Below are 21,206 nucleotides of genomic sequence, written 5' to 3'. Positions count from 1 at the left end.
CCAATGGACTGCATGCGGCAGCGCAGCGACGCAAAACACAAAGTGACGGTATTATGTACATTTACCTGCCCATAGCCGAAGTATCGGTGAATGCATTCCTCCTGCTTGGTTTGGGTGGAATGGTTGGCGTTTTGTCCGGAATGTTCGGGGTCGGCGGCGGTTTTCTTATGACGCCGCTGCTGTTCTTCATCGGCATTCCACCAGCGGTGGCCGTTGCGACCGAGGCCAATCAGATTGTTGCTTCGTCCTTTTCCGGCGTGTTGGCCCATTTCCGACGAAAAACCGTAGACCTAAAGATGGGGACTGTGTTGCTTGTCGGGGGCCTGATCGGAGCCGCTTTGGGTGTGGTTGTCTTCAACTATCTCAAAAGCCTGGGTCAGGTCGATCTGCTGGTCAAACTGTGTTACGTCGTTTTCCTTGGCGTCATCGGCAGCCTGATGTTCGTCGAAAGCCTCAGGGCGCTGCGAAAGGCAAAAAGAGGCGGAGCTGTTGCCGCGAAACGCCGTCAACGGGGCTGGATTCATGCCCTGCCCTTCAAAATGCGATTCCGCACATCTGGTCTTTATATCTCGGTCATTCCACCCGTTTTGGTTGGGCTTTGCGTCGGGGTTTTGTCTGCAATCATGGGTGTCGGCGGCGGCTTTATCATGGTTCCCGCCATGATTTACCTGTTGGGCATGCCCACAAAGGTTGTTGTCGGCACATCGCTGTTTCAAATCATCTTTGTGACGGCCTTCACCACGATGCTGCACGCCACCACGAACTATACGGTGGACATTGTTCTGGCGGTTCTGCTGCTGGTTGGCGGTGTGATTGGCGCGCAGATCGGTACTGTGATTGGCGCGCGTATGCCGGCAGAGCAACTGCGCGTTTTGCTGGCTGCTTTGGTTCTGGCGGTGTGCGGCAAGCTTGCGCTTGATCTGCTTCTTGAACCTGCCGAGCTTTATTCGCTTGGAACTGGCGGAGGACACTGAAGATGCTGCGATCACTCATTGCCGTCTTTTGTCTTTTGTGCCTGCCCGCGTTTGCTGCGGAAGAACAGGTTGTCCTTGGTCTTAGCCAGGATCGCGTTGCGATTACAGCGACCTTTGACGGCTCAGAGCTTCTCATTTTCGGGGCCATCAAACGGGAAACCCCGATTCCATCCGGCCCACCGGTCGAGGTCATCGTTGCGGTCGCTGGTCCGTCCGAGCCTGTCACGGTACGCCGCAAAGAACGGAAGCTGGGGATCTGGGTCAACACCGACAGTGTTCTCGTCGATCTTGCGCCCAGCTTTTACGCGGTCGCAACCAGCGGGCCGTTGGATGACATTCTGACTGACACCGAAGATCTTCGTTATCGTATTTCGATAGAACGTGCGATCCGGTCCGTTGGTGCCGCGATGCATATCCGCGGCGCGCAGGATTTCGCAGACGCGGTAGTTCGCATTCGCGAGGAAGAAGACTTGTATTCCATCCGCGAAGACACGGTCGCCGTGGACGAACAAACACTGTTCCGCACCTCAATCGACATGCCTGCCGACCTGACAGAGGGGGATTATGCCGCCCGTATCTTCCTGACGCGCGGTGGCGAGGTGGTTTCGCAGTACGAAACAACCATCGATGTCCGCAAAGTTGGCCTGGAACGGTTCCTGTACAACATGTCGCGTCAGCAACCTGTTTGGTACGGTCTGATGTCTCTGGTCATCGCAATTGCTGCTGGCTGGGGTGCTTCGACGGCATTCCGTCTGTTGCGCGACAAGTGACGGTTATCCCCTGCCGATATAGGGCATGGTCGTCGCCATGACGGTCATGAACTGAACATTCGCCTCAGGCGGCAGGGTTGCCATATGCAGAACAGATCGCGCCGCGTCTTCAACGGCCATGGTCGGGTCAGGCGTTTCCCCCGCTGCCTGCGCCGCGTCCACCAGCCCCTGAACCATCTGTGTCCGGGCGTTCCCGATATCGATCTGCCCGCAGGCTATTCCAAAGCACCGCCCATCCAGAGACAGGCTGCGGGTCAGCCCGGTAATTGCATGTTTGGTCGCCGAATAATGCACAGAGTTCGGACGTGGAACATGTGCAGCAATCGAGCCGTTATTGATGATGCGTCCGCCCTGAGGGTCCTGATGCCGCATGATCCCAAAGGCTTCGCGTGCGCACAGGAACATGCCGTTCAGGTTGACGTTGACGCTTTGATACCAATCCTCCAGCGCAATTTCGTCGATAGTACCGCCCGGTGCAAAGATGCCTGCGTTGTTGAACAAGACATCCAGACGCCCAACCTCGTCCGTAAACTTTCGGAACGCAGTCTTCACTGCCTCAGGGTCTGTTACGTCCGCAGGCAGCGCAACGGAGTTGCCGTGCTTTTGTGCCAGGGCATTCAGCTTATCCGCACTGCGTGCCAACACACCGACGGTCCACCCCTGGGCCAGGAACAGTTCCGCTGTGGCCAGTCCTATACCAGAGCTTGCGCCGGTAACAATAATGGATGTCATGTCTCTTCCGCCTCCAATGTCAGTGACGCCGCCGGGACAGCCCGCAGGTCGTCCACTCGCAGCGGGTAAGTTGGCTTCGACAATCGGTTGCGGACGACCCAGATCAGACGTTCTTGCGCACGCGTAATCGCCACATAAGCCAAACGTTTCCACAAGGGTTGTCCTGCCTCGGTCCGGCCCATCCGGGCTGCGGCATAAATGTCCGGTGCAAAAACCTGAACCGTGTCCCACTGAGAACCTTGCGCCTTATGTATCGTCACTGCCGCACCGTGCAGGAACGTTGCGCCCATACGCGCCGCAAAGGGAATGAACGGTTCTTCCTCATCCGGCTTCTCGATCTGCACAATCGATGCCGCGCTGACCTGAGGGTCTTCGGCACCCATCACATGCAGCCGCGAGAATCCCGGCTTTCGCCCCGGCCCCAGGTACACCACCTGAGCCCCCTTGATCAGCCCACGCGCTTCAAGATCCAGACGTTTTTTGCGATGTTTCAAAGGCAGCTCAATCCCGTCGCAAATCAGCGGTTCCCCTTCCAGAAGCTCGGTCTCTGGTGCGCCATGGACGTTCCTGAACGCCTGAATAAGTCGAATGCGTGTCGCGTTGCGCCAAACCAAAACCGGGCTGCGCGCCATCAGGTCGACCTCGACCCGCTGCCCCCAGACCACCCTGTCGTCACGGCGCGCCGTCTCTTCGACCAAACGCTCGAAGTCTTCAAACCCCATCGCCGGGTCAGCCAGAGCATGGGCCAGATCGAGGATTGGGTTGTCTGCATCCTGTCTGTGAACGCGTTGAAGCGTCAGTTTTCTGGGTTCGGGCAAGGACTCAAAAACCATGCTGCCCGATTGATTTACCGGTGCCAGCTGTGCCGGATCACCGAATAACAAAAGGGTTGGAAAAATCTCTTTCAGATCCTCGAATTGACGGTCGTCCAGCATCGACGCTTCATCGACAAACCCGATGTCCAAAGGTTCGTCGCGCCGTTTCCACCCCGTGATGAAATCCGATCCCCGCAATCCGGCAGCAGCCAGTGCCCCAGGCATGGACTTGTTGTTTTCGTAAAACGCCGCAGCCCGATCCAGGGCTTCATCAGTCAGTCCTTCAATCTCGGGTCGTTCATCGTTGCCCGCCAGCCATTCAGCGATGCGCTCGTATTCCGGGTCGTACACAGGCGTGTAGAGAATGCGGTGAATTGTGGTGGCGGGCACGCCGCGCAGACGCAGAACACTTGCGGCCTTGTTGGTGGGGGCCAGGATAGCAAGGCTACGCTTGTCCCTGGACTTGCGACTTTCATAGTCGCCGGACACGACCTGTACCCCGGTCTCTGCCAGCGCCTTATACAGTTCAGCCAACAGCAGGGTTTTACCAGAGCCAGCCTTGCCGATCACGGCCATTACGCCCGATTTCCCCGCCCCCGGCAGTTTGAGAAGGGCGTCATCTTCCAGATCGACACCTGCTGATCTCAGCATCTCGGCGATGCTGTCAAATGCGGCGGCCTGATCATCCGAGAAGGTTACATATTGCAAAGACATGGCGCGACCCTACAGGGCCGCGCCGACCATCACCAGATGCGGAATGGCGTTTTCAACTGCTTATGCGGACAAGGCAAACCGGTGCTGTTTTTTGGGTCCAAAGCGCTGTGTTGAACCACAGGCGCGACAGTTCGCGCGGGACGCCAGCACGTTTCGCGACGCGGTTGCAATCATCCGCAGAATAAGGCCACAACCCGACCGAGATCCGATCCTGCCCACTGCCCTGAGTGCCCAGAACCTCGGGCGATGAGCCGATCAGACGATAGATACGGATCATACGCGCATCAAACACACCGGCGATGTGAGTCAGGCCAAACCCTTCCATCATTTCGCCGCCGCTCAGCATAATGGCCCCGACCGTATGCGGGCCTGCGTTGCGTGACAGGCAGAACCGTGTCACTTCCCAGATCAACGGGCTGCAAATGGGTTTGCCGCCGTTGAGATCCCCGAAAACCTCGTTGATCATCACCCGACCCGTTGTGGGCAACACCCGCATCGACCCGCCATGACTGCCGTCTGGCTCTTCCCAGATGACATAAAGCGGGTTGAGTGCGTCATACTCATCCCGCTCTTCCCCTGTTCATTGACATGGACATCCCACCCCAGCCGGGTTTTGAACTGATCCGCTCGATCCTTGAACATCCCCTCTGCCAGAGTTGGAAATCTGTGCAACTCATCGGCATATAAATAACGCAACATGACTTGTTCCCCTTGTCGTCCTGTGCGGGAACGAAGGGGGTACAGAGTCGTGGTTAATATTGCGTGTGGGGTGTGCGCTGGTCTTAAACCACTATTAATCCTCGGCTGAGCGCGGTTGCGATTGCATGCGTGGTGTTATGTGCTCCCAATTTCGATCGGGCGCTTTCGATATAGACCCGCAGCGTATGCTCTGAAATCGACAGCGAATGCGCCACTTGGGCACGGCTGTAGCCCAAAGCCAAAAGGGTAATAGCGTCTATTTCCCGTGGTGACAGATTACGTGTGGAATCCGGTTGCCTGTCTTTTTCGAACTCAAGCGCTTTGCGGTTGATGAAATGCGCAACCAAAATCAAATCCCGCCCGTAGGTCGAAATAAAGCGTTGCCAGGTCTGATCATCGCAACTGTGGTTTACGGTGAATAGGGCAAACTGTCCGTTCGGACCTCGGATCGGAATGGAATAGCCTTGATTGCCAACACCGTGGTTACGGGCGTCTTGAAGAAAGGATTTTGCGATCCTGCTTGACCAGTCCAGAGATTTCCAGTCGACCGGATGAAATCTTTGGAAACACCCAAGAATAACCGGATCAATCCGATGGTAGTTCTTATCTCGGTAGCGTTCGTCCCAGGTATCTGAATACGTGGTGTAACCGTACTGATCGCCAGCTCCATCAACCCAGTGATAGGTTAGATGTTCAACCTGAAGAATACTCCGCAATCGCTCGGCGACGTTGCTGAGCTCTTCAAGCGTGTTGGTGTTTTCCAAGTCCAGTAGGATTTGACCTAATTCGACTTCCGTTCCCATCCGCGGGCGCTCGTGCCTCGTTCTTCAGGGACGCAATCTCGGCCGCAGCGATCAGCCTTGTGTCATCCAGCTGCTCGGCAAGCGCGCTCAACCCGTTCGCAACGGCGAAAGCATTGAGGTCCGACAATACGTCCAATATCCACTCATTCTGCGCCATTAGGGTCTCTCTGAAACAGTTAACGAAGCGTTAACACAACCATAACATGTATAGTTTTTTTCGACCTATTCACCGGTTTCTACTCCCCAAAAATAGCGGGGGAAGAAAATGTAAGTGTTTGAAAGTCCGCAAGGCTCTGTCAAAACGCAAATCACCCGCGAACCGGCCAAGCGATTCGCGGGTGTTTTTTGTCTACATTCCCAAAGAGGGATCAATCTGCGTCGAGAACTTCTTCCAGGGTGCGCAAGCCAGTGCGGGGTGCCTGCACAAGGACAGACATGTTGCCCGGCTTATGTTCGTTCCGCAGCATCTTCATGTGCGCCTCGGGCAGATCGTTCCAGGTGAACACTTCTGACATGCAGGGATCCAGGCGACGTTCTACCATCAGCTTGTTTGCGGCAGCCGCCTGTTTGAGATGCGCAAAGTGCGACCCTTGCAGGCGCTTTTGATGCATCCACATATAGCGCACGTCGAAGGTACAGTTGAAGCCGGTAGTGCCGGCGCAGATCACGACCATACCGCCCTTTTTGACAACAAAGGTCGAAACCGGGAACGTGCTTTCACCGGGGTGTTCAAACACCATATCCACATTGTTGCCTTTGCCGGTGATGTCCCAGATCGCCTTGCCAAACTTGCGGGCCTCTTTGAACCATTCGGCATATTCCGGCGTGTTCACCGTGGGCAATTGACCCCAGCAGTTGAAGTCCTTGCGGTTCAGAACACCCTTGGCACCCAAGCCCATGACGAAGTCGCGCTTGCTTTCGTCCGAAATCACGCCAATCGCATTTGCACCGGCCGTGTTGATCAGCTGGATCGCATAGGACCCCAAACCACCCGACGCACCCCAAACCAGAACGTTCTGGCCCGGTTTCAGATCATGCGGCTCATGGCCAAAAAGCATCCGGTAAGCGGTCGCCAGAGTCAGGGTGTAGCATGCTGCTTCTTCCCAGGTCAGGTGCTTGGGGCGCGGCATCAACTGCTGCGCCTGAACGCGAGTGAACTGGCTGAACGACCCGTCCGGCGTCTCATAGCCCCAGATTCGCTGGCTGGGAGAGTACATCGGATCACCACCGTTGCATTCCTCGTCGTCGCCATCGTCCTGGTTGCAGTGGATAACGACTTCATCACCCACTTTCCACCGCTTCACCTTGTCGCCGACGGCCCAGACAATGCCTGACGCATCCGAACCGGCGATATGATAAGGGGCTTTGTGGCCATCAAATGGGCTGATCGGCTGCCCCAGAGCGGCCCAGACGCCGTTGTAGTTGACGCCTGCCGCCATCACCAGAACCAGCACCTCGTTGCTGTCCAGTTCGGGCACGTCGACCACTTCCTGCTGCATTGCAGTATTCGGCTCGCCGTGGCGTTCCTTGCGGATGGCCCAGGCATACATCTGCTTGGGGACAAATCCCATCGGAGGGATCTCACCCATTTCATAGAGGTCCTTTTCGGGTGCCTCGTACGACGCGATACCGCTTTCGGTGTCCAAAGCCATGCTGGCCTCCTTTTTCTCAATACTATTGCCGCAACGCAGAATCGCGCGCTTCACAGACTGGAATATTGGCCGCCAAGTAATATTGCAACCGTTTTCGGCCTTGATTTGTAATTTTATGACCCAGCGGATGCAGAAAGTTATTTTGCAGCCGCAGTATTATCGGATTTCCTGTTGATTGGCACAGAAGCTGCATAATAGCCCAACAGATCCTCACGTTGACCTGAAAGGGTCAGATTGTCCCCCTGGCGGCTTAAGATCCTGCGCTCGACCAACTGATTCACGGCGTTATCCACAGCCGCTCCGTCTTGATCCGACGTGTGGCCGTCTTCGGCCAACATAGACAGTATTTGGGATCGAACGGCCTCTTCAGGCAAAGATCCGTTCTGTTGCAACAACCGGCAAGCCGCAGGGGCTGGAACCAGCGGGATCGCCTGCCCGATGCGTTGCATCAGTTCTCGGGCCAAATCCGTCATGACATCGTCATCGCTGACAGCGCGGAATTCCTTCAGCGAAATCGGAACTCCATATCGCACAGAGGCGACGCCAAATCGCTTGTACCGCCCGATCAGACGCCGCCAGAGCTGCTTGAGTATCCAGCGCGAGATCACGCCGATCCGAGCGCGAAACCGGCGCTCTGACCCCAAGGCAGCGCGGGTCAGGATGGTATCTTCAAGCACCCGGTCATAGTTCAGTGCGACGGGGACAAAAACCACATCACGCCCGTCAGGCGAGGTTCCATCCATAATGTATTTCAGCAAACCCAACTTTGGGCGACCCAGTGCGCCGGTCAGGCTTAAGCCGCCTTCCGGAAACATGGCTTGCGTCACACCAGCTTCGGTCGCATGGCGCACATAGCAGGACAGCACTTGCCGATAGAGCTCGCTGCCTGATTTGCGCCGAATAAAGTACGCCCCCATCGCGCGAATCAAACGGCTTAGCGGCCAAACGCGCGCCCATTCTCCAACCGCATACGACAAGGCCGATTGCTGTGCCGCCAGATAGGTCACAAGCACATAGTCCATATTGCTGCGATGGTTCATCACAAAAACCACGGTTGCGTCCGGATCGATGTTCTTTATCGCAGCCTCGTCTTGATGGCTGAGTCGGACTTCGTAAAACGTATTGCTCAACAGACGGGCGAGACGAATGGCAAAGCTGAAATAGGCAAAAGCGGAAAACGACGGAACAATCTCGCGCGCGTAGCGACGGGCTTTTTCAAAAGCGACGGCCTCGGGAATGCCTTCGTCCTGCGCATGTTGTTGAACCGCACGCCCGACCTGAGGGTCGTAAATCAACTGCTGAATCATGTCGTGTCGCCGCGCCAGCTTAAACGGCTGGATAGGACGTTGAAGCCTTTGATTCAGGCGCGAAACGGCACGTTCCAACCTGCGGCGGAAGAACCAGCGCACCGAAGGGAACAGGAAATGCGAAGCAAAAGTGACCATGGCAAAGACCACGATCAGCAGGAAAAGCCAAAGCGGAAGTTCCACGGTTTGCGTCATGGCGGCACATTGCCACCAATCGCAACTGCCCACAATCTGAACAATTGAAGGATGCCGCAACGCAGCGAATTGACATATCCCGAAAATTGCGCTTTAGAACCTCAAGACGTAATTTTATTGCCCACCGAAGCACGAGGCCCCGCTATGACGCAGACGCAGAAAGATCGCCCCTGGCTCATCCGAACCTATGCCGGTCATTCCACGGCCAAAGCCTCGAACGCGCTTTACCGGGGGAACCTGGCGAAAGGGCAAACCGGTCTGTCCGTGGCCTTCGATCTGCCGACGCAAACGGGCTATGACAGCGACCACACCTTGGCGCGCGGTGAAGTCGGCAAGGTTGGTGTGCCGGTTTGTCATCTGGGCGACATGCGGGTTCTGTTCGACCAAATCCCGCTTGAGCAGATGAACACCTCGATGACGATCAACGCCACTGCCCCATGGCTTTTGGCGCTTTATATCGCTGTCGCGGAAGAGCAAGGCGCAGACGTGTCGAAATTGCAGGGCACGGTTCAGAATGACCTGATCAAGGAATATCTGAGCCGAGGCACCTATGTTTGCCCGCCCAAACCGTCGCTCAAGATGATCGCGGACGTGGCCGAGTATTGCTATACCAACGTTCCCAAGTGGAACCCGATGAACGTGTGCTCGTACCACCTGCAGGAAGCTGGCGCGACACCGGAACAGGAACTGGCCTATGCGTTGGCCACTGCCATCGCCGTGTTGGACGAACTGCGCCCGCGCGTACCGGCAGAAGATTTTCCAGCGCTGTGCGGTCGGATTTCGTTTTTCGTAAACGCGGGTATCCGTTTTGTTACCGAAATGTGCAAGATGCGCGCCTTTGTGGATCTTTGGGACGAGATTCTGCAACAACGCTATGGTGTCGAGAACCCCAAATTCCGCCGATTCCGCTATGGCGTGCAGGTGAACTCGTTGGGTCTGACGGAACAGCAGCCAGAAAACAACGTCTATCGCATCCTGATCGAGATGCTGGCCGTGACGCTGTCGAAAAACGCGCGCGCCCGTGCGGTGCAGTTGCCCGCGTGGAACGAGGCTCTTGGCCTGCCGCGCCCCTGGGATCAGCAATGGTCGATGCGGATGCAGCAGATTCTGGCATATGAGACCGACTTGCTGGAATTCGACGATTTGTTCGATGGCAACCCCGCCGTCGATGCCAAAGTTGAAGACCTGAAAACAGGTGCGCGGGCCGAGTTGGCAAACCTGGACTCGATGGGTGGAGCGGTAGCTTCCATCGAGTACATGAAATCCCGCCTCGTAGACTCGAACGCAGACCGGTTGAACCGGATCGAACGGAACGAAACCGTTGTTGTTGGTGTGAACAAATGGATTGAAGGTGAGGCCTCACCTTTGCAGACCGAAGATGGCGGCATCATGGTTGTCGATCCTGCGGTTGAACAAGAACAGATCGACCGCCTGAGCCAATGGCGTGAAGAACGCGACGACGCAGCAGTCACGGCAGCCTTGGCAGCCTTGCGCGAAGCAGCGCAGACCGGAGCCAACGTGATGGAACCTTCGATCGCTGCGGCCAAAGCAGGTGTCACCACAGGCGAATGGGCGGAAGAGATGCGCAAGGTCTATGGCACCTATCGCGGTCCAACGGGCGTTTCAGGCTCGGTTTCAAACAAAACCGAAGGGTTGGACGATCTGCGCGCTGCGGTCGACGCGGTCAGTGACAAACTGGGTCGTCGTCTCAAGTTCCTGGTCGGCAAACCCGGATTGGATGGCCATTCCAACGGGGCCGAACAGATCGCCTTCCGTGCGCGAGATTGCGGTATGGACATCAGCTATGAGGGCATCCGCCTGACCCCGGAGGAAATCGTGGACGCCGCGCGCGAAGACGACGCGCATGTGATCGGCCTGTCCATCCTGTCCGGCAGCCACCTGCCGCTGGTCGAAGAGGTATTGTCACGCCTGCAAAAAGAAGGGCTGTCCCATATTCCGGTTGTTGTCGGCGGGATTATTCCCGACGAAGATGCCGAAAAATTGAAAGCCATGGGGGTAGCCAAGGTTTACACCCCTAAGAACTTTGAATTGAACGCAATTATGGGCGATATTGTTGTTTTGGCAGACCCCAAGACGCTTGCCGCTGAATAATTGAGGCGTTTACTTCTTTTTTCCCCGTTTCTGTCCTTTAAATCTTTGGGATGGAATAATCCTGTTTTTGGAAATACGGTGCACGCCAATACGCACCGTATTTTAATTCAATCGGAGAGGACTGATGGGGATCAATCTGGAACAAATGTCGCGAAAAGAACTGTTATCTTTACGTGATGAAATAGAAAAAGCGCTTGTCAGCGCCGAAAAACGCGAACGGCAAGAGGCTTTGAAAGCGGCAGAAAAAGCCGCAGCAGAGTTCGGTTTTTCGTTGTCTGAATTGTCCAGCGATGCGCCACGTGGCGGAAAAACGCCTAAAACCAAAGCAAAGTATCGCAACCCGTCGAACCCGGAACAGACCTGGACGGGGCGCGGCCGCAAACCTCAATGGGTGCATGACGCCTTAAAAGCTGGTGCGGATATTTCCGAACTGGAAATTTGATCAAGGTAAATTGAACAAATGACCATTCACATTGGCGCTGAAAAAGGCGAAATCGCAGAAACGGTTCTTTTGCCCGGAGATCCTTATCGGGCCAAATGGGCTGCTGAAACGTTTTTGACAGATATAAAGCAGGTCAATGACGTTCGTGGAATGCTTGGCTTTACCGGAAAATGGAAAGGAAACCCTGTTACTATTCAGGGCAGTGGTATGGGGATGCCCTCTCTTTCCATTTACGTGAATGAACTGATCCGCGATTACGATGCTAAAACTCTGATCCGTATCGGCTCATGTGGCGGCATGCAGGACAGCGTTAAAGTGCGTGATGTCATTCTGGCAATGACATCAACTACGCTCAGCACCCCTTCGCGGGGCATCATGAAAGAGCTGAACTTTGCGCCCTGCGCCGACTGGGGTTTGTTGCAGGCGGCGGCAGCAGCGGCAGCGGCCAAAGGAACACCGACGCATGTTGGCGGGATATACTCCTCCGACGTCTTTTATGACGAGCGCCCGGATCTGAACGAGCAGATGGTGCGTCACGGCATTCTGGGCGTCGAAATGGAAGCTGCAGAGCTGTACATTCTGGCGGCACGCCACAAATGCCGGGCATTGGCCGTACTCACTGTTTCCGATCACCTTTTGACCGGAGAAGCTCTGCCGTCGTCTGAACGCGAGCGCAGCTTTGGTGACATGGTGGAAATCGCCCTTCAGGCGGCTTTCCCGAACACCTGACAATAGGCAGGCACCACTCGGTGCCTGACAGTTTTATCGCCCGTGCGTGCCATCATATTCATTGCGCGCCGGGCTTTGCCATCCCTTCAAATCACCTTCAGCCGGCGCGAATGTTTCGACCAGCAGCGGGAAACAAGCAGCTGTGTCCGAGGAATGCTCGGACGAACAATCCCCGCCCGGGCAAGCACTCAGATTGCCGAGCAGATCAATCTCGGCAAAGAACTCAAGATAATCACCCGGGCGCACGGGTGAGGCTTTCATAAAGTACTGACCTGTATCGCGCGTAAACCCGGTGCACATAAAGACGTTCAGTACGTCATGCACTGCAAGTTCGGCCTCGGCCAGCGGAAGATCCAGATGGTCTGCAAGCGCGCGGGTCAGGTTTGAATGGCAGCAGTGGTGGTATTGCGCACCCGACAACAGATTGCCCGTATACGGATCGCACCGCGTACCGATAACGTCATGGACCGACCCGCCGAAGGCATCGATCCCGTACCATTCCAGCGTGTCCTCAATGATCGTGGCCATGGGGCGCAGATGGGGAAAACTGGACCACATCTGTTCTCCGGTGGTCAGATGCGTTCCATGCAAGGCGCGGGTTTTACCTGAATAGAAACGCTCGGACAGGTCATTGCGATTCCATATGTTCAAATCACCGACCTGTGGGCCTTCGACGGACGTAATTCGAAAAAAGTGCCCTGCCGGCACCTCAAAACAGCGCGCATCGCGCGGGGGAACCAGAACCTCATCCGTTTTGACTGCGTCTTGGCGCAGGGTTCGCATCCACGACACATCAGGTCGCGGTAACGCGTCGTTCGGGTAACAGATTACGGGGGCCAGCGCGCGACGCGCCTCAGCATCTTCGGGAACAGGGATAGGGCGTTCAGAACGTGTCATGCGATGCAGACTGGCGCATAACTCTGCCTGCGAAAAGCAGATAATTAATTGTCGCGCGCCCTCAAACACTGCAAAGGCTGGTCCTGAGAAGTGATTTCAGCGCCGCAGAAGCTGCACCGCCAGACGCCATGGCTTTTGTCCTGGCGCCACCGACAATTACGCGTCAGCGTAGAATGACGTGCGCGCCAGACAAAATAGCCGAATACACCGGCCGCCAGCAGAAGCAGAAGAACAGGCATTGCCTTGCTTTGCCGATTAGCCGTCGTAATTCAAGTCTTTCGGCCCGTATCAGGCTGCGTTTGCGTATTCGAACAACTCAGGCTCTTTGTCAGCTTTCACGGGTTCTGGCACGTAATACGCCCATGCCTGCTCAAGCAGTTCCAACGCTTCTTTCGCGTCGGTTTTTTGTTTGGAAGTGTCTTTGCTCATTGGAGTGATCCTGACTTAATCTCATCACTCCTCCCTGCTCAAAAAAATAAGGCAACGCAGCCGGGGCTGCATCGCCTAAATTTGCAAGTTTGACATGCGCTTAACGCAAAACGCAACGTCGCTTATACAGCGCGTTCCACCATCATCTTTTTGATTTCGGCAATCGCTTTGGCCGGGTTCAGACCTTTGGGACAGGTCTTGGCGCAATTCATGATGGTGTGACAACGATAGAGCTTGAACGGATCTTCCAGCTCATCCAGACGCTCACCCGTGGCCTCATCGCGGCTGTCAATGATCCAGCGATAAGCGTGTAGAAGCGCTGCGGGACCAAGATACCGGTCACCGTTCCACCAGTAACTGGGGCACGAGGTCGAGCAGCTTGCGCACATTACGCATTCATAGAGACCATCCAGCTTCTTGCGGTCCTCGATCGACTGTTTCCATTCTTTCGCAGGGCGGTTGGTCTTGGTTTCCAGCCACGGCATGATCGACGCGTGTTGCGCGTAGAAGTGGGTCAGATCAGGGATCAGGTCCTTGACCACCGGCATATGCGGCAGCGGATAAATTTTCACGTCGCCCTTGATCTCGTCCATGCCGTAAATGCAGGCCAACGTGTTGATCCCGTCGATGTTCATCGCACAAGAGCCACAGATGCCTTCGCGGCAGGACCGGCGGAAGGTCAAAGTTGGGTCGATCTCGTTCTTGATCTTGATCAGCGCGTCCAGAACCATCGGGCCGCAGGTATCCATGTCGACGAAATAGGTATCAACCCGCGGGTTCTGACCGTCATCGGGATTCCAGCGATAGATCTGGAACTTGCGCACATTCTTCGCGCCATCCGGCTTGGGCCAGGTCTTGCCGGTAGTAATCCGGGAATTCTTGGGCAGGGTCAGTTGAACCATGTCAATTCTCCATTCAGCACAAGGCCGCCTTTCAGCCTGTCCGGGCGCGATCAGACGCCCCTCGGTTATAATGGCCCCAATGGGCAATGTTTACGTCGAAATCCGGTGAGAGCCAGTCCGCAACGCGTTGTGGGTCATCTTTGTCGATATCATAGCGCAGGAAGCGAGGATTTCCGTCGAAATAGGTTTCGACTTCGGCATGGTGCACATCGTACATATGCCTCCAGCCCTGTTTCACCTCATCCGCCGTTTGGCCATTTGCCTTGCAGCACCGCTCCAGATAGCCACCGCTGGAATGGCTGGCCCGTGACGTAATCCAGTCCTCGCAATTGCGCGTGTTCAGCACGAAGTAAGCATCCGGGTAAGCCGCGTGCAGTTCACGAAAGAGCCGAGCGCCGTCCAGCATGAAGCGTGAATTGACAAAGGCAATGTCAGTGAATGCCCGGACTGCACCGAACCCGTCCAAGGGCCTGCGCCCCATGGCAATGTTGGTCATCATACGATGCGCTAGGTTTTGTCCCTGTTCATCTTCCCAATGCGCGGACGGAATTCCGCTGTTCAGAAACAGCTTGTGAAACGAAGTCGTCGCACAACGGTTCAACCCGATCAGGATGATTTTGGGGCCACTCGACCCGGACTTCAAAACTTCGACCTTCATGACAAGCACCAAGTACGCGCCATCCGCAGGCTAATTGCCTGCTTCAGGATCGCGGATATTTGGCGCTTGTGCAGCATTGCCTGCTTTCCCTGCCCTTAGAACGTCCGCGCTTTGGGCGCGATTTTCTGAAGGCTGATACCGCCCTGTTCCTCGGTCGTCAGCGGATCAACGATGACCGGGCGATAGCTCAGCTCAACTGCGTTGCCCTCAACCCGGCTGACTGTATGTACGCGCCAGTTTTCATCGTCACGCTCGCTGAAATCCTCGTGCGCGTGGGCGCCACGGGATTCTTTACGCGCCTCAGCACCGACGATGGTCGCCAGCGCATTGGGCATAAGGTTGGTCAGCTCTAACGTTTCCATCAGGTCGCTGTTCCAGACCAACGAACGGTCTGTGACTTTCAGATCGTCCATTTTGGCAGCAATCGCGGTCATCTTTTCGACGCCTTCAGCCATTGTTTTGGCCGTACGGAACACGGCTGCGTCCGCCTGCATGGTTTTCTGCATCTCAAGCCGCAATTCCGCGGTCGCGACCGAACCGTTGGCGTTGCGGACCGCGTCAAACCGATCAAAGGCTTTGTCGACCGACGCCTGGTTCAAAACCGGGTTCGGCGCTTCGGCATCAACGACTTTACCAGCGCGGATCGCAGCCGCGCGGCCAAACACCACGAGGTCGATCAGCGAGTTAGATCCCAGACGGTTCGCACCGTGGACCGAGGCACAACCCGCTTCACCCACAGCCATCAAACCGGGGACAACGGCGGTCGGGTCTTCGGCGGTGGGGTTCAGAACCTCACCCCAATAGTTGGTCGGAATGCCACCCATGTTGTAGTGAACGGTCGGCAGAACAGGGATTGGTTCCTTGGTCACGTCGACACCCGCAAAAATCTTCGCGCTTTCCGAGATACCCGGCAAACGCTCGGCCAAAGCTTCGGCAGGCAGGTGCGACAGATTCAGGTGGATGTGATCCCCTTCCGCGCCGACACCACGACCTTCTCGGATCTCCATCGTCATCGAGCGCGAGACATAGTCACGTGGCGCGAGGTCCTTGTACTGGGGCGCATAACGCTCCATGAACCGCTCGCCTTCCGAGTTTGTCAGATAGCCACCCTCGCCCCGCGCACCTTCGGTGATCAGACAGCCCGAGCCATAGATGCCGGTCGGGTGGAACTGCACAAACTCCATGTCCTGCAATGCCAGACCTGCGCGGGCCACCATACCGCCACCGTCACCAGTGCAGGTATGGGCCGAGGTCGCGCTGAAATAGGCGCGGCCATAGCCGCCGGTCGCCAGAACAACCATTTTGGCGTTGAAGACATGCATCGTGCCGTCGTCCAGCTTCCAGCAGACGACGCCCTGACATTGCCCATCCTCGGACATGATCAAATCGATGGCGAAATATTCGATGTAGAACTCGGCGTTGTTCTTCAGCGACTGACCGTACAGCGTATGCAGGATCGCGTGGCCAGTCCGGTCGGCGGCAGCGCAAGTCCGCTGCACGGCGGGGCCTTCACCGAATTCGGTTGTGTGACCACCGAACGGGCGCTGATAGATCTTGCCTTCTTCGGTGCGGCTGAACGGAACGCCGTAATGCTCCAACTCGTACACAGCCTTGGGTGCTTCCCGCGCGAGGTATTCCATCGCATCGGTATCACCCAGCCAGTCAGACCCTTTGACGGTGTCATACATGTGCCACTGCCAATGGTCAGGACCCATGTTCGACAAGGACGCCGCGATACCACCCTGAGCCGCCACAGTGTGCGAACGGGTTGGGAAAACCTTGGTCACACACGCGGTGCGCAGTCCCTGTTCCGCCATGCCCAAAGTCGCCCGCAGACCGGCCCCACCGGCGCCGACAACGACCACGTCATAATCATGCGTTTCGTATTCGTATGCAGCCATTTCTTTCAGCTCCGGGAATTAAAGGGCAATGCGTGCGATGGCGAAGATGCCAGCCGCTGCTGCGCCGTAGGACAGGCAGGTCACCAGAATGATCAGGACCTTTTCAAGCGTGCCGTGAACATAGTCTTCCAACATCACCTGCGCGCCATCTGCGAAGTGTTTGAAGCCAACCGCCAGCGTCAGCGCTGCAACAATCGCAGGGAAGGGCCGTGAATAGTAGTCCAGAACCACATCAAACGGCTGACCCAGAACCGGGCCAAACGTGAAGACAAACAAAGGCACGAGGATCAGCAGCGCCACCGAGCTGACTTTCATGGCCCAGAAATGGGCGGTGCCGGATTTCGCCGAGCCAAGGCCAGCGGCGCGTTTGCGGTCGGTCAGATAACGCATCTCAGTCCTCCAATCACGCGACGATGACAAGGGTCAGAAGGGTCAACACAACCGACCCGATGACAACGGCCCAACCCAGTTTGGTCGCTGTTGGAAGGTCCAAGCCAAGCGCATTGTCCCAGATCAGGTGCCGCACACCGGCCAGCGTGTGATACCACAGGCCCCAAACGGAAAGAGCCATCACCAGATCCCCGATCATCGAGGTGATTACCCCGTTCGCTATGGCAAACGCTTCGGGCGATGTGGCAGCGGCCAGGAACCACCAAACGATCAGCAGGCCCGCGACTAATAAGGCGTTTCCTGTGATACGGGTCAGGATAGATGTGACCGACGTCAGCTGTGGACGATAGATCGACAGATGCGGCGAAAGTGGGCGATTGCCCCGATTTACATCGGCCATGGCGGCTCCTTTTCGGTTGGCTACCGAACGTTTTACTGTTTTTTGCGACACTGTCACGTGCTGCGGCTGCAAAATACAGCAAATTCGGCTCAAACCGGCGGATATTCCCAATATGTGATCACACAAAATAATGTCGTGATCACATATGACATTCCCCTTCATCAATGTTAGCGATTTCAAAGGCAAAAGGATGTGATCACGAATCTTTTGACGCGTCACTTAAGCCCTGCGGTTTGCTGCGTCACTTCGCGCAACAGTTTTCTGCGAATTCGTTCCGGGTAATCGGCAAATCCGGCCGCTGAAACTACGAATGCACCTTCACCCACAATGACATTCTCAAAGAAATATGCTGTCAGGTCCGGCTCACTCTCCTCAATCGCCAGGGCGTTGACGACAACGCCTCTGTCCCGCAGGGCGGCGTGAACTTGCGTCGGCTCGACGCCTTCATTGGATACCCCGTCGCCGGATAAATCGATCAGATGTCGGGTGCAGTGGGACACAGGCTCGAAGGAGTCGAGCGTTGTCTGAAGCGCTTCCCCAATCGCGGTTGAAAAGTTCCGCCAGATGCGCGGATCCTCAGAAACCTGTTCCGCAAAGCGATCCAAAGCTGCGAAACTGTCGATACGGGTCCAGGGGATCGTGATCCGCTGACGCGACGACCCGGTCCATTGCACCAGCATCAACTGTGCCTGACCGCGGACCAATGCCTCGGATACGATCGGGTCGCGCAGTCCAGCGGCCAGACCGTCCATCTGGATGCGGTACTCGCTGCCGTCGACCGAACCAGACACATCTACGGCCAAGGCCAAAGCCAGATCACAGGCTTGGGCTGCGGGTGCCAGAAACAGACTGGCCACTATCGCGCGAAGGGTATGCATGGTGCAAACCTAGCACGGCTTGCACGCATTGCATTCACATAACTGTCAGTTCGCCTATTGCGGCATCAGCGCCCAATAATCGAGGTCCAGAAGTACGTCCGACACGTACCGACCCTCGTCATTTTTTAACGCGAATGGTGCGCCTCCTTTGGTGGCGACCAGACGTAACCGGATCGCCCCCACGCCGGGTACGCCAGTCTCGGCCTTGTCCAGAACCTCGGACCACGCTTTGATGGTATCACCTGCAAAACAAGGGTTGGCATGCGCGCCACCGTTCAGGCCAACGATCATCTGTGCATTTGCCAAGCCATTGAACGACAGGGTGCGCGCCATCGAAATGACATGACCCCCATAGATCAGGCGGCCCTCAGGTCGAAACGTCAGGTCGAAATGCACTTTGGCGGTATTCTGCCACAGGCGCGTGGCCAACATATGCTCGGCCTCTTCCACGGTCACACCGTCCACGTGGTCGATGGTCTCACCTATTTCATAATCGCCCCAGCGATGCGGCTCACCAGCCAATGCAAAATCGTAGTTCGAGAAATCAAGGCCCTCGGGCACGATAAGGTCCTGAGGATCAAGAACCTTCTTCAACTCGGGAACAACTGTCTCAGGCGCAGGTGCATCGACATTCGCTTTGCGCACCATAACCCAACGAACATATTCGATGACCACCTCGTCCAACTGGTTCAGCCCGCGGGTACGTACCCAGACAACACCGGTTTTCCCGTTCGAGTTCTGCTTGACCCCGATCACCTCGGACACCGAACGCAACGTGTCGCCTGCATAGACGGGCTTTAGCCAACGGCCTTCGGCATAACCAAGATTGGCAACTGCATTCAACGAAACATCGGGCACCGTTTTGCCAAACACCAAATGGAAGGCCGCCAGATCATCGATCGGGCTTTCCGGCAATCCACAATCCCGAGCAAATTCATCCGATGAATACAGCGCATGACGCGCGGGATAGAGCGCGTGATACAAACCACGCTCTCCTTCGGTCACCGTGCGCGGTACGGCATGTTGCAGCACCTGCCCGACGGCATAGTCCTCGAAAAAACGTCCCGGATTTGTCTTTGCCATCACTGCTGTCCCAGTTTCATTTCAGGGGAATAGTCGGCCTCGACCTCTTTGGTCACAGCCTGCGCACAACGCATCACGTTGTTTGCTGTGTCGAAGGCATAGGACGGGTCGCCATACAGCTCCCACCCTTTGGCCAGCGCGTCAGACACTTTGTGACAGAAGGCCGATGTGTCTTCCTCGGTCAACAAACGATAGAGTTTTGCCATTGCCTGAGGTCCTTATGAGCCGAACGGAGACGGGCCGACCAGCCCATGGATATAGCCGATGATCCCCAACAGTACGATCGAGGCCACAAAGAACATCGCGTCCTTACCGTAAGTTCCGGGCTCAGCCGGGCTCCATTCGGGTTCGGACTTGTTGATCACGATCACCTCGACCACGGCCCATGCCAAAAGCCCGCCAAACAGGATGATCGAAGCCAGATCGCCGTTCACCAGCAAATGCGCAAAGGCCCACAGCTTGAAGCCGCCCAGCATCGGATGGCGCAGCTTGTTCAGCAAACGGCCTTTTGTGCCAGCAGGGCTCATCATGTAGATCGCGATCAGCACCAACAGGTTGTTGACGTGGATCAGAAAGGTCGGCGGTGCCCAGACAAAGATGAAATCGGTCATACGATAGCCGAAGATCATCAACAGAATCGACGCGACCAGAGCCAAGGCTACTGCGCCCTTGCCACCGTTGCCCATCGCGGCCCGGCGTTCAGGCGCCACGCGTTTGAACAGGTGCGCCGCCCACCACAGCGCCACACCAAGAATTAGAAGAACAAAGCCCATGCTGGCTTACCCCGCTTGCAAAGCTGAAATCGCCTCTGCTTTTGCCAGAATTTCGCGGGCCGTTGCAACGTGCAGGTTTTCAACAATTTTGCCGTCAACAACAGCAACACCCTGGCCTTGTGCTTCGACTTCTTCAAAAGCCGTGATCTGACGGCGGGCCAAATCGATCTCGTCGTCAGACGGCGCGTAGGCGGCATTTGTGATTTCCACCTGAGCCGGATGAATCAGTGTCTTGCCGTCGAAGCCCATATCGCGGCCTTGTGCGCATTCAGCGGCAAGACCTTCGCCATCCTTGAACGCGTTGTATACGCCATCAACGATGATCAGACCTTCGGCCTTGGCAGCCAGCAGACACAGACCCAATGACGTCATAAGCGGCAGACGGTCCGGGCGGAAACGGGTTTGCAGCTCTTTCGCCAGATCATTGGTGCCCATGACAAAGCCAGTCATCAGAGGATGAGCGGCAATCTCTGCCGCGTTGAGCATCCCGCGCGGCGTTTCCATCATGGCCCAAATCGGCAGATCTCCGGTGATCGCTGCAAGTGCATCCACGTCGGCTGCCGAGTTTACCTTGGGCAACAGAACAACGTCAACATCCATATCTCGCACCGCCTCGGCGTCGGCACGACCCCATTTGGTGTCCAATCCGTTGATCCGCACGATCTTGACCCGCGCCCCGTAACCACCAGTGGCCAAGGCTGCCTTGAGCGTTTCGCGCGCGTTGTCCTTCTCATCTGCTGCGACGGCATCCTCCAGATCAAAGATGATCGCATCCACAGGAAGGGTCCGTGCCTTGTCCAGAGCCCGGTCTCTTGAACCTGGGATGTAAAGAACCGAACGATAGGGGCGCTGACGAGGATCCATGGACCACTCCCATTGAAATAAAGTTGCGCGGAATGGGGCATTTTTTGCCGGAAAGTTCAAGGAGAAATTTGCCGCAGCGCAGCAAAA

Annotated in this window: 22 protein-coding genes and 1 pseudogene; 5 read left to right on the top strand and 18 right to left on the bottom strand. The window is 56.3% G+C overall.

Annotated features, from left to right (window positions below):
* Window positions 1–53 precede the first annotated feature (53 nt).
* Both GS646_RS01980 and GS646_RS01975 read left to right on the top strand, forming a co-directional pair.
* Complete coding sequence (locus tag GS646_RS01980; RefSeq protein ID WP_171093632.1) at window positions 54–974, top strand: sulfite exporter TauE/SafE family protein; 921 nt, start codon at window positions 54–56, stop codon at window positions 972–974.
* A 2-nt stretch (window positions 975–976) separates the two neighbouring features.
* The gene (locus tag GS646_RS01975) at window positions 977–1,744 is read left to right on the top strand and encodes a TIGR02186 family protein (protein ID WP_171183984.1); all 768 of its coding nucleotides are present in this window, start codon (window positions 977–979) and stop codon (window positions 1,742–1,744) included.
* Between the two features lie 3 nt (window positions 1,745–1,747).
* On the opposite strand, the gene GS646_RS01970 is transcribed toward GS646_RS01975, so the two are convergent.
* From GS646_RS01970 to GS646_RS01945, 6 genes and pseudogenes are all read right to left on the bottom strand, one after another.
* On the bottom strand, window positions 1,748–2,476 hold the full coding sequence (locus GS646_RS01970; RefSeq protein WP_171183982.1) for an SDR family oxidoreductase: 729 nt from the start codon (window positions 2,474–2,476) through the stop codon (window positions 1,748–1,750).
* Window positions 2,473–4,005: an ATP-dependent RecD-like DNA helicase gene (locus GS646_RS01965; protein WP_171183981.1), complete on the bottom strand. Its 1,533-nt coding sequence runs from the start codon at window positions 4,003–4,005 to the stop codon at window positions 2,473–2,475. Before GS646_RS01965 ends, GS646_RS01970 begins: the two co-directional genes overlap by 4 nt.
* Window positions 4,006–4,065: 60 nt before the next feature.
* Window positions 4,066–4,704 (bottom strand): annotated as a pseudogene (locus GS646_RS01960) (acyl-homoserine-lactone synthase).
* 83 nt (window positions 4,705–4,787) lie between these two features.
* Window positions 4,788–5,507, bottom strand: a complete 720-nt coding sequence (locus GS646_RS01955; RefSeq protein WP_171183979.1) for a LuxR family transcriptional regulator — start codon at window positions 5,505–5,507, stop codon at window positions 4,788–4,790.
* A 368-nt stretch (window positions 5,508–5,875) separates the two neighbouring features.
* The gene (gene ccrA / locus GS646_RS01950; protein WP_171093644.1) at window positions 5,876–7,159 is read right to left on the bottom strand and encodes a crotonyl-CoA carboxylase/reductase; all 1,284 of its coding nucleotides are present in this window, start codon (window positions 7,157–7,159) and stop codon (window positions 5,876–5,878) included.
* A gap of 137 nt (window positions 7,160–7,296) precedes the next feature.
* Entirely contained in the window at window positions 7,297–8,661 is a 1,365-nt protein-coding gene (locus GS646_RS01945; protein ID WP_171183977.1) for a 1-acyl-sn-glycerol-3-phosphate acyltransferase, read from the bottom strand.
* Between the two features lie 144 nt (window positions 8,662–8,805).
* Between GS646_RS01945 and GS646_RS01940 the strand changes: the two genes are divergently transcribed.
* From GS646_RS01940 to deoD, 3 genes are all read left to right on the top strand, one after another.
* Entirely contained in the window at window positions 8,806–10,773 is a 1,968-nt protein-coding gene (locus GS646_RS01940) for a protein meaA (RefSeq protein ID WP_171183975.1), read from the top strand.
* A gap of 124 nt (window positions 10,774–10,897) precedes the next feature.
* Window positions 10,898–11,215, top strand: a complete 318-nt coding sequence (locus GS646_RS01935; RefSeq protein WP_171093651.1) for an H-NS family nucleoid-associated regulatory protein — start codon at window positions 10,898–10,900, stop codon at window positions 11,213–11,215.
* Window positions 11,216–11,233: 18 nt separating this feature from the next.
* Entirely contained in the window at window positions 11,234–11,944 is a 711-nt protein-coding gene (deoD, locus tag GS646_RS01930; RefSeq protein ID WP_171183973.1) for a purine-nucleoside phosphorylase, read from the top strand.
* 33 nt (window positions 11,945–11,977) lie between these two features.
* Here the strand turns inward: deoD and GS646_RS01925 are convergent, their stop codons facing one another.
* The 12 genes from GS646_RS01925 to GS646_RS01870 form a co-directional block, all read right to left on the bottom strand.
* Window positions 11,978–12,841, bottom strand: coding sequence for a DUF1989 domain-containing protein (locus GS646_RS01925; RefSeq protein ID WP_171647387.1), 864 nt, complete (start codon window positions 12,839–12,841; stop codon window positions 11,978–11,980).
* Between the two features lie 288 nt (window positions 12,842–13,129).
* Complete coding sequence (locus tag GS646_RS01920) at window positions 13,130–13,270, bottom strand: hypothetical protein (RefSeq protein WP_171093657.1); 141 nt, start codon at window positions 13,268–13,270, stop codon at window positions 13,130–13,132.
* 122 nt (window positions 13,271–13,392) lie between these two features.
* Window positions 13,393–14,172, bottom strand: coding sequence for a succinate dehydrogenase iron-sulfur subunit (locus tag GS646_RS01915; protein ID WP_050604073.1), 780 nt, complete (start codon window positions 14,170–14,172; stop codon window positions 13,393–13,395).
* A gap of 31 nt (window positions 14,173–14,203) precedes the next feature.
* Window positions 14,204–14,830 (bottom strand): sulfotransferase, encoded by a 627-nt coding sequence (locus GS646_RS01910; RefSeq protein WP_171183970.1) that lies wholly within the window; start codon window positions 14,828–14,830, stop codon window positions 14,204–14,206.
* A gap of 95 nt (window positions 14,831–14,925) precedes the next feature.
* Window positions 14,926–16,731: a succinate dehydrogenase flavoprotein subunit gene (gene sdhA / locus GS646_RS01905; protein ID WP_171647390.1), complete on the bottom strand. Its 1,806-nt coding sequence runs from the start codon at window positions 16,729–16,731 to the stop codon at window positions 14,926–14,928.
* A gap of 18 nt (window positions 16,732–16,749) precedes the next feature.
* Complete coding sequence (gene sdhD / locus GS646_RS01900) at window positions 16,750–17,121, bottom strand: succinate dehydrogenase, hydrophobic membrane anchor protein (RefSeq protein ID WP_050604070.1); 372 nt, start codon at window positions 17,119–17,121, stop codon at window positions 16,750–16,752.
* A gap of 13 nt (window positions 17,122–17,134) precedes the next feature.
* Complete coding sequence (sdhC, locus tag GS646_RS01895) at window positions 17,135–17,521, bottom strand: succinate dehydrogenase, cytochrome b556 subunit (RefSeq protein ID WP_171093663.1); 387 nt, start codon at window positions 17,519–17,521, stop codon at window positions 17,135–17,137.
* A 215-nt stretch (window positions 17,522–17,736) separates the two neighbouring features.
* Complete coding sequence (locus tag GS646_RS01890; protein WP_171093665.1) at window positions 17,737–18,399, bottom strand: DUF1194 domain-containing protein; 663 nt, start codon at window positions 18,397–18,399, stop codon at window positions 17,737–17,739.
* Window positions 18,400–18,453: 54 nt separating this feature from the next.
* Window positions 18,454–19,482: a MaoC family dehydratase gene (locus GS646_RS01885; protein ID WP_171183965.1), complete on the bottom strand. Its 1,029-nt coding sequence runs from the start codon at window positions 19,480–19,482 to the stop codon at window positions 18,454–18,456.
* On the bottom strand, window positions 19,482–19,688 hold the full coding sequence (locus tag GS646_RS01880) for a DUF1737 domain-containing protein (RefSeq protein WP_171093669.1): 207 nt from the start codon (window positions 19,686–19,688) through the stop codon (window positions 19,482–19,484). Before GS646_RS01880 ends, GS646_RS01885 begins: the two co-directional genes overlap by 1 nt.
* 12 nt (window positions 19,689–19,700) lie before the next feature.
* On the bottom strand, window positions 19,701–20,255 hold the full coding sequence (locus GS646_RS01875) for an NnrU family protein (RefSeq protein ID WP_171183963.1): 555 nt from the start codon (window positions 20,253–20,255) through the stop codon (window positions 19,701–19,703).
* Between the two features lie 6 nt (window positions 20,256–20,261).
* Window positions 20,262–21,119 (bottom strand): CoA ester lyase, encoded by an 858-nt coding sequence (locus GS646_RS01870; RefSeq protein WP_171183961.1) that lies wholly within the window; start codon window positions 21,117–21,119, stop codon window positions 20,262–20,264.
* Between the last annotated feature and the right edge of the window lie 87 nt (window positions 21,120–21,206).

This window comes from Ruegeria sp. HKCCD4315 (assembly GCF_013112245.1).
Taxonomy (GTDB): Bacteria; Pseudomonadota; Alphaproteobacteria; order Rhodobacterales; family Rhodobacteraceae; genus Ruegeria.
The sequence above is the reverse complement of the archived record's forward strand: the minus strand, read 5'-3'. Positions and strand labels throughout refer to the sequence as shown.

Excerpts from the sequence above, each read along its gene's own strand:
- GS646_RS01885 (WP_171183965.1), bottom strand. The coding sequence starts at position 19,482 with ATGGCAAAGACAAATCCGGGACGTTTTTTCGAGGACTATGCCGTCGGG.
- GS646_RS01890 (WP_171093665.1), bottom strand. The coding sequence starts at position 18,399 with ATGCATACCCTTCGCGCGATAGTGGCCAGTCTGTTTCTGGCACCCGCA.
- GS646_RS01875 (WP_171183963.1), bottom strand. The coding sequence starts at position 20,255 with ATGGGCTTTGTTCTTCTAATTCTTGGTGTGGCGCTGTGGTGGGCGGCG.
- GS646_RS01955 (WP_171183979.1), bottom strand. The coding sequence starts at position 5,507 with ATGGGAACGGAAGTCGAATTAGGTCAAATCCTACTGGACTTGGAAAAC.
- GS646_RS01970 (WP_171183982.1), bottom strand. The coding sequence starts at position 2,476 with ATGACATCCATTATTGTTACCGGCGCAAGCTCTGGTATAGGACTGGCC.
- GS646_RS01975 (WP_171183984.1), top strand. The coding sequence starts at position 977 with ATGCTGCGATCACTCATTGCCGTCTTTTGTCTTTTGTGCCTGCCCGCG.
- GS646_RS01945 (WP_171183977.1), bottom strand. The coding sequence starts at position 8,661 with ATGACGCAAACCGTGGAACTTCCGCTTTGGCTTTTCCTGCTGATCGTG.
- GS646_RS01920 (WP_171093657.1), bottom strand. The coding sequence starts at position 13,270 with ATGAGCAAAGACACTTCCAAACAAAAAACCGACGCGAAAGAAGCGTTG.
- GS646_RS01940 (WP_171183975.1), top strand. The coding sequence starts at position 8,806 with ATGACGCAGACGCAGAAAGATCGCCCCTGGCTCATCCGAACCTATGCC.
- sdhD (WP_050604070.1), bottom strand. The coding sequence starts at position 17,121 with ATGCGTTATCTGACCGACCGCAAACGCGCCGCTGGCCTTGGCTCGGCG.
- ccrA (WP_171093644.1), bottom strand. The coding sequence starts at position 7,159 with ATGGCTTTGGACACCGAAAGCGGTATCGCGTCGTACGAGGCACCCGAA.
- deoD (WP_171183973.1), top strand. The coding sequence starts at position 11,234 with ATGACCATTCACATTGGCGCTGAAAAAGGCGAAATCGCAGAAACGGTT.
- GS646_RS01935 (WP_171093651.1), top strand. The coding sequence starts at position 10,898 with ATGGGGATCAATCTGGAACAAATGTCGCGAAAAGAACTGTTATCTTTA.
- GS646_RS01880 (WP_171093669.1), bottom strand. The coding sequence starts at position 19,688 with ATGGCAAAACTCTATCGTTTGTTGACCGAGGAAGACACATCGGCCTTC.
- GS646_RS01925 (WP_171647387.1), bottom strand. The coding sequence starts at position 12,841 with ATGACACGTTCTGAACGCCCTATCCCTGTTCCCGAAGATGCTGAGGCG.
- sdhA (WP_171647390.1), bottom strand. The coding sequence starts at position 16,731 with ATGGCTGCATACGAATACGAAACGCATGATTATGACGTGGTCGTTGTC.
- sdhC (WP_171093663.1), bottom strand. The coding sequence starts at position 17,521 with ATGGCCGATGTAAATCGGGGCAATCGCCCACTTTCGCCGCATCTGTCG.
- GS646_RS01980 (WP_171093632.1), top strand. The coding sequence starts at position 54 with ATGTACATTTACCTGCCCATAGCCGAAGTATCGGTGAATGCATTCCTC.
- GS646_RS01915 (WP_050604073.1), bottom strand. The coding sequence starts at position 14,172 with ATGGTTCAACTGACCCTGCCCAAGAATTCCCGGATTACTACCGGCAAG.
- GS646_RS01870 (WP_171183961.1), bottom strand. The coding sequence starts at position 21,119 with ATGGATCCTCGTCAGCGCCCCTATCGTTCGGTTCTTTACATCCCAGGT.
- GS646_RS01910 (WP_171183970.1), bottom strand. The coding sequence starts at position 14,830 with ATGAAGGTCGAAGTTTTGAAGTCCGGGTCGAGTGGCCCCAAAATCATC.
- GS646_RS01965 (WP_171183981.1), bottom strand. The coding sequence starts at position 4,005 with ATGTCTTTGCAATATGTAACCTTCTCGGATGATCAGGCCGCCGCATTT.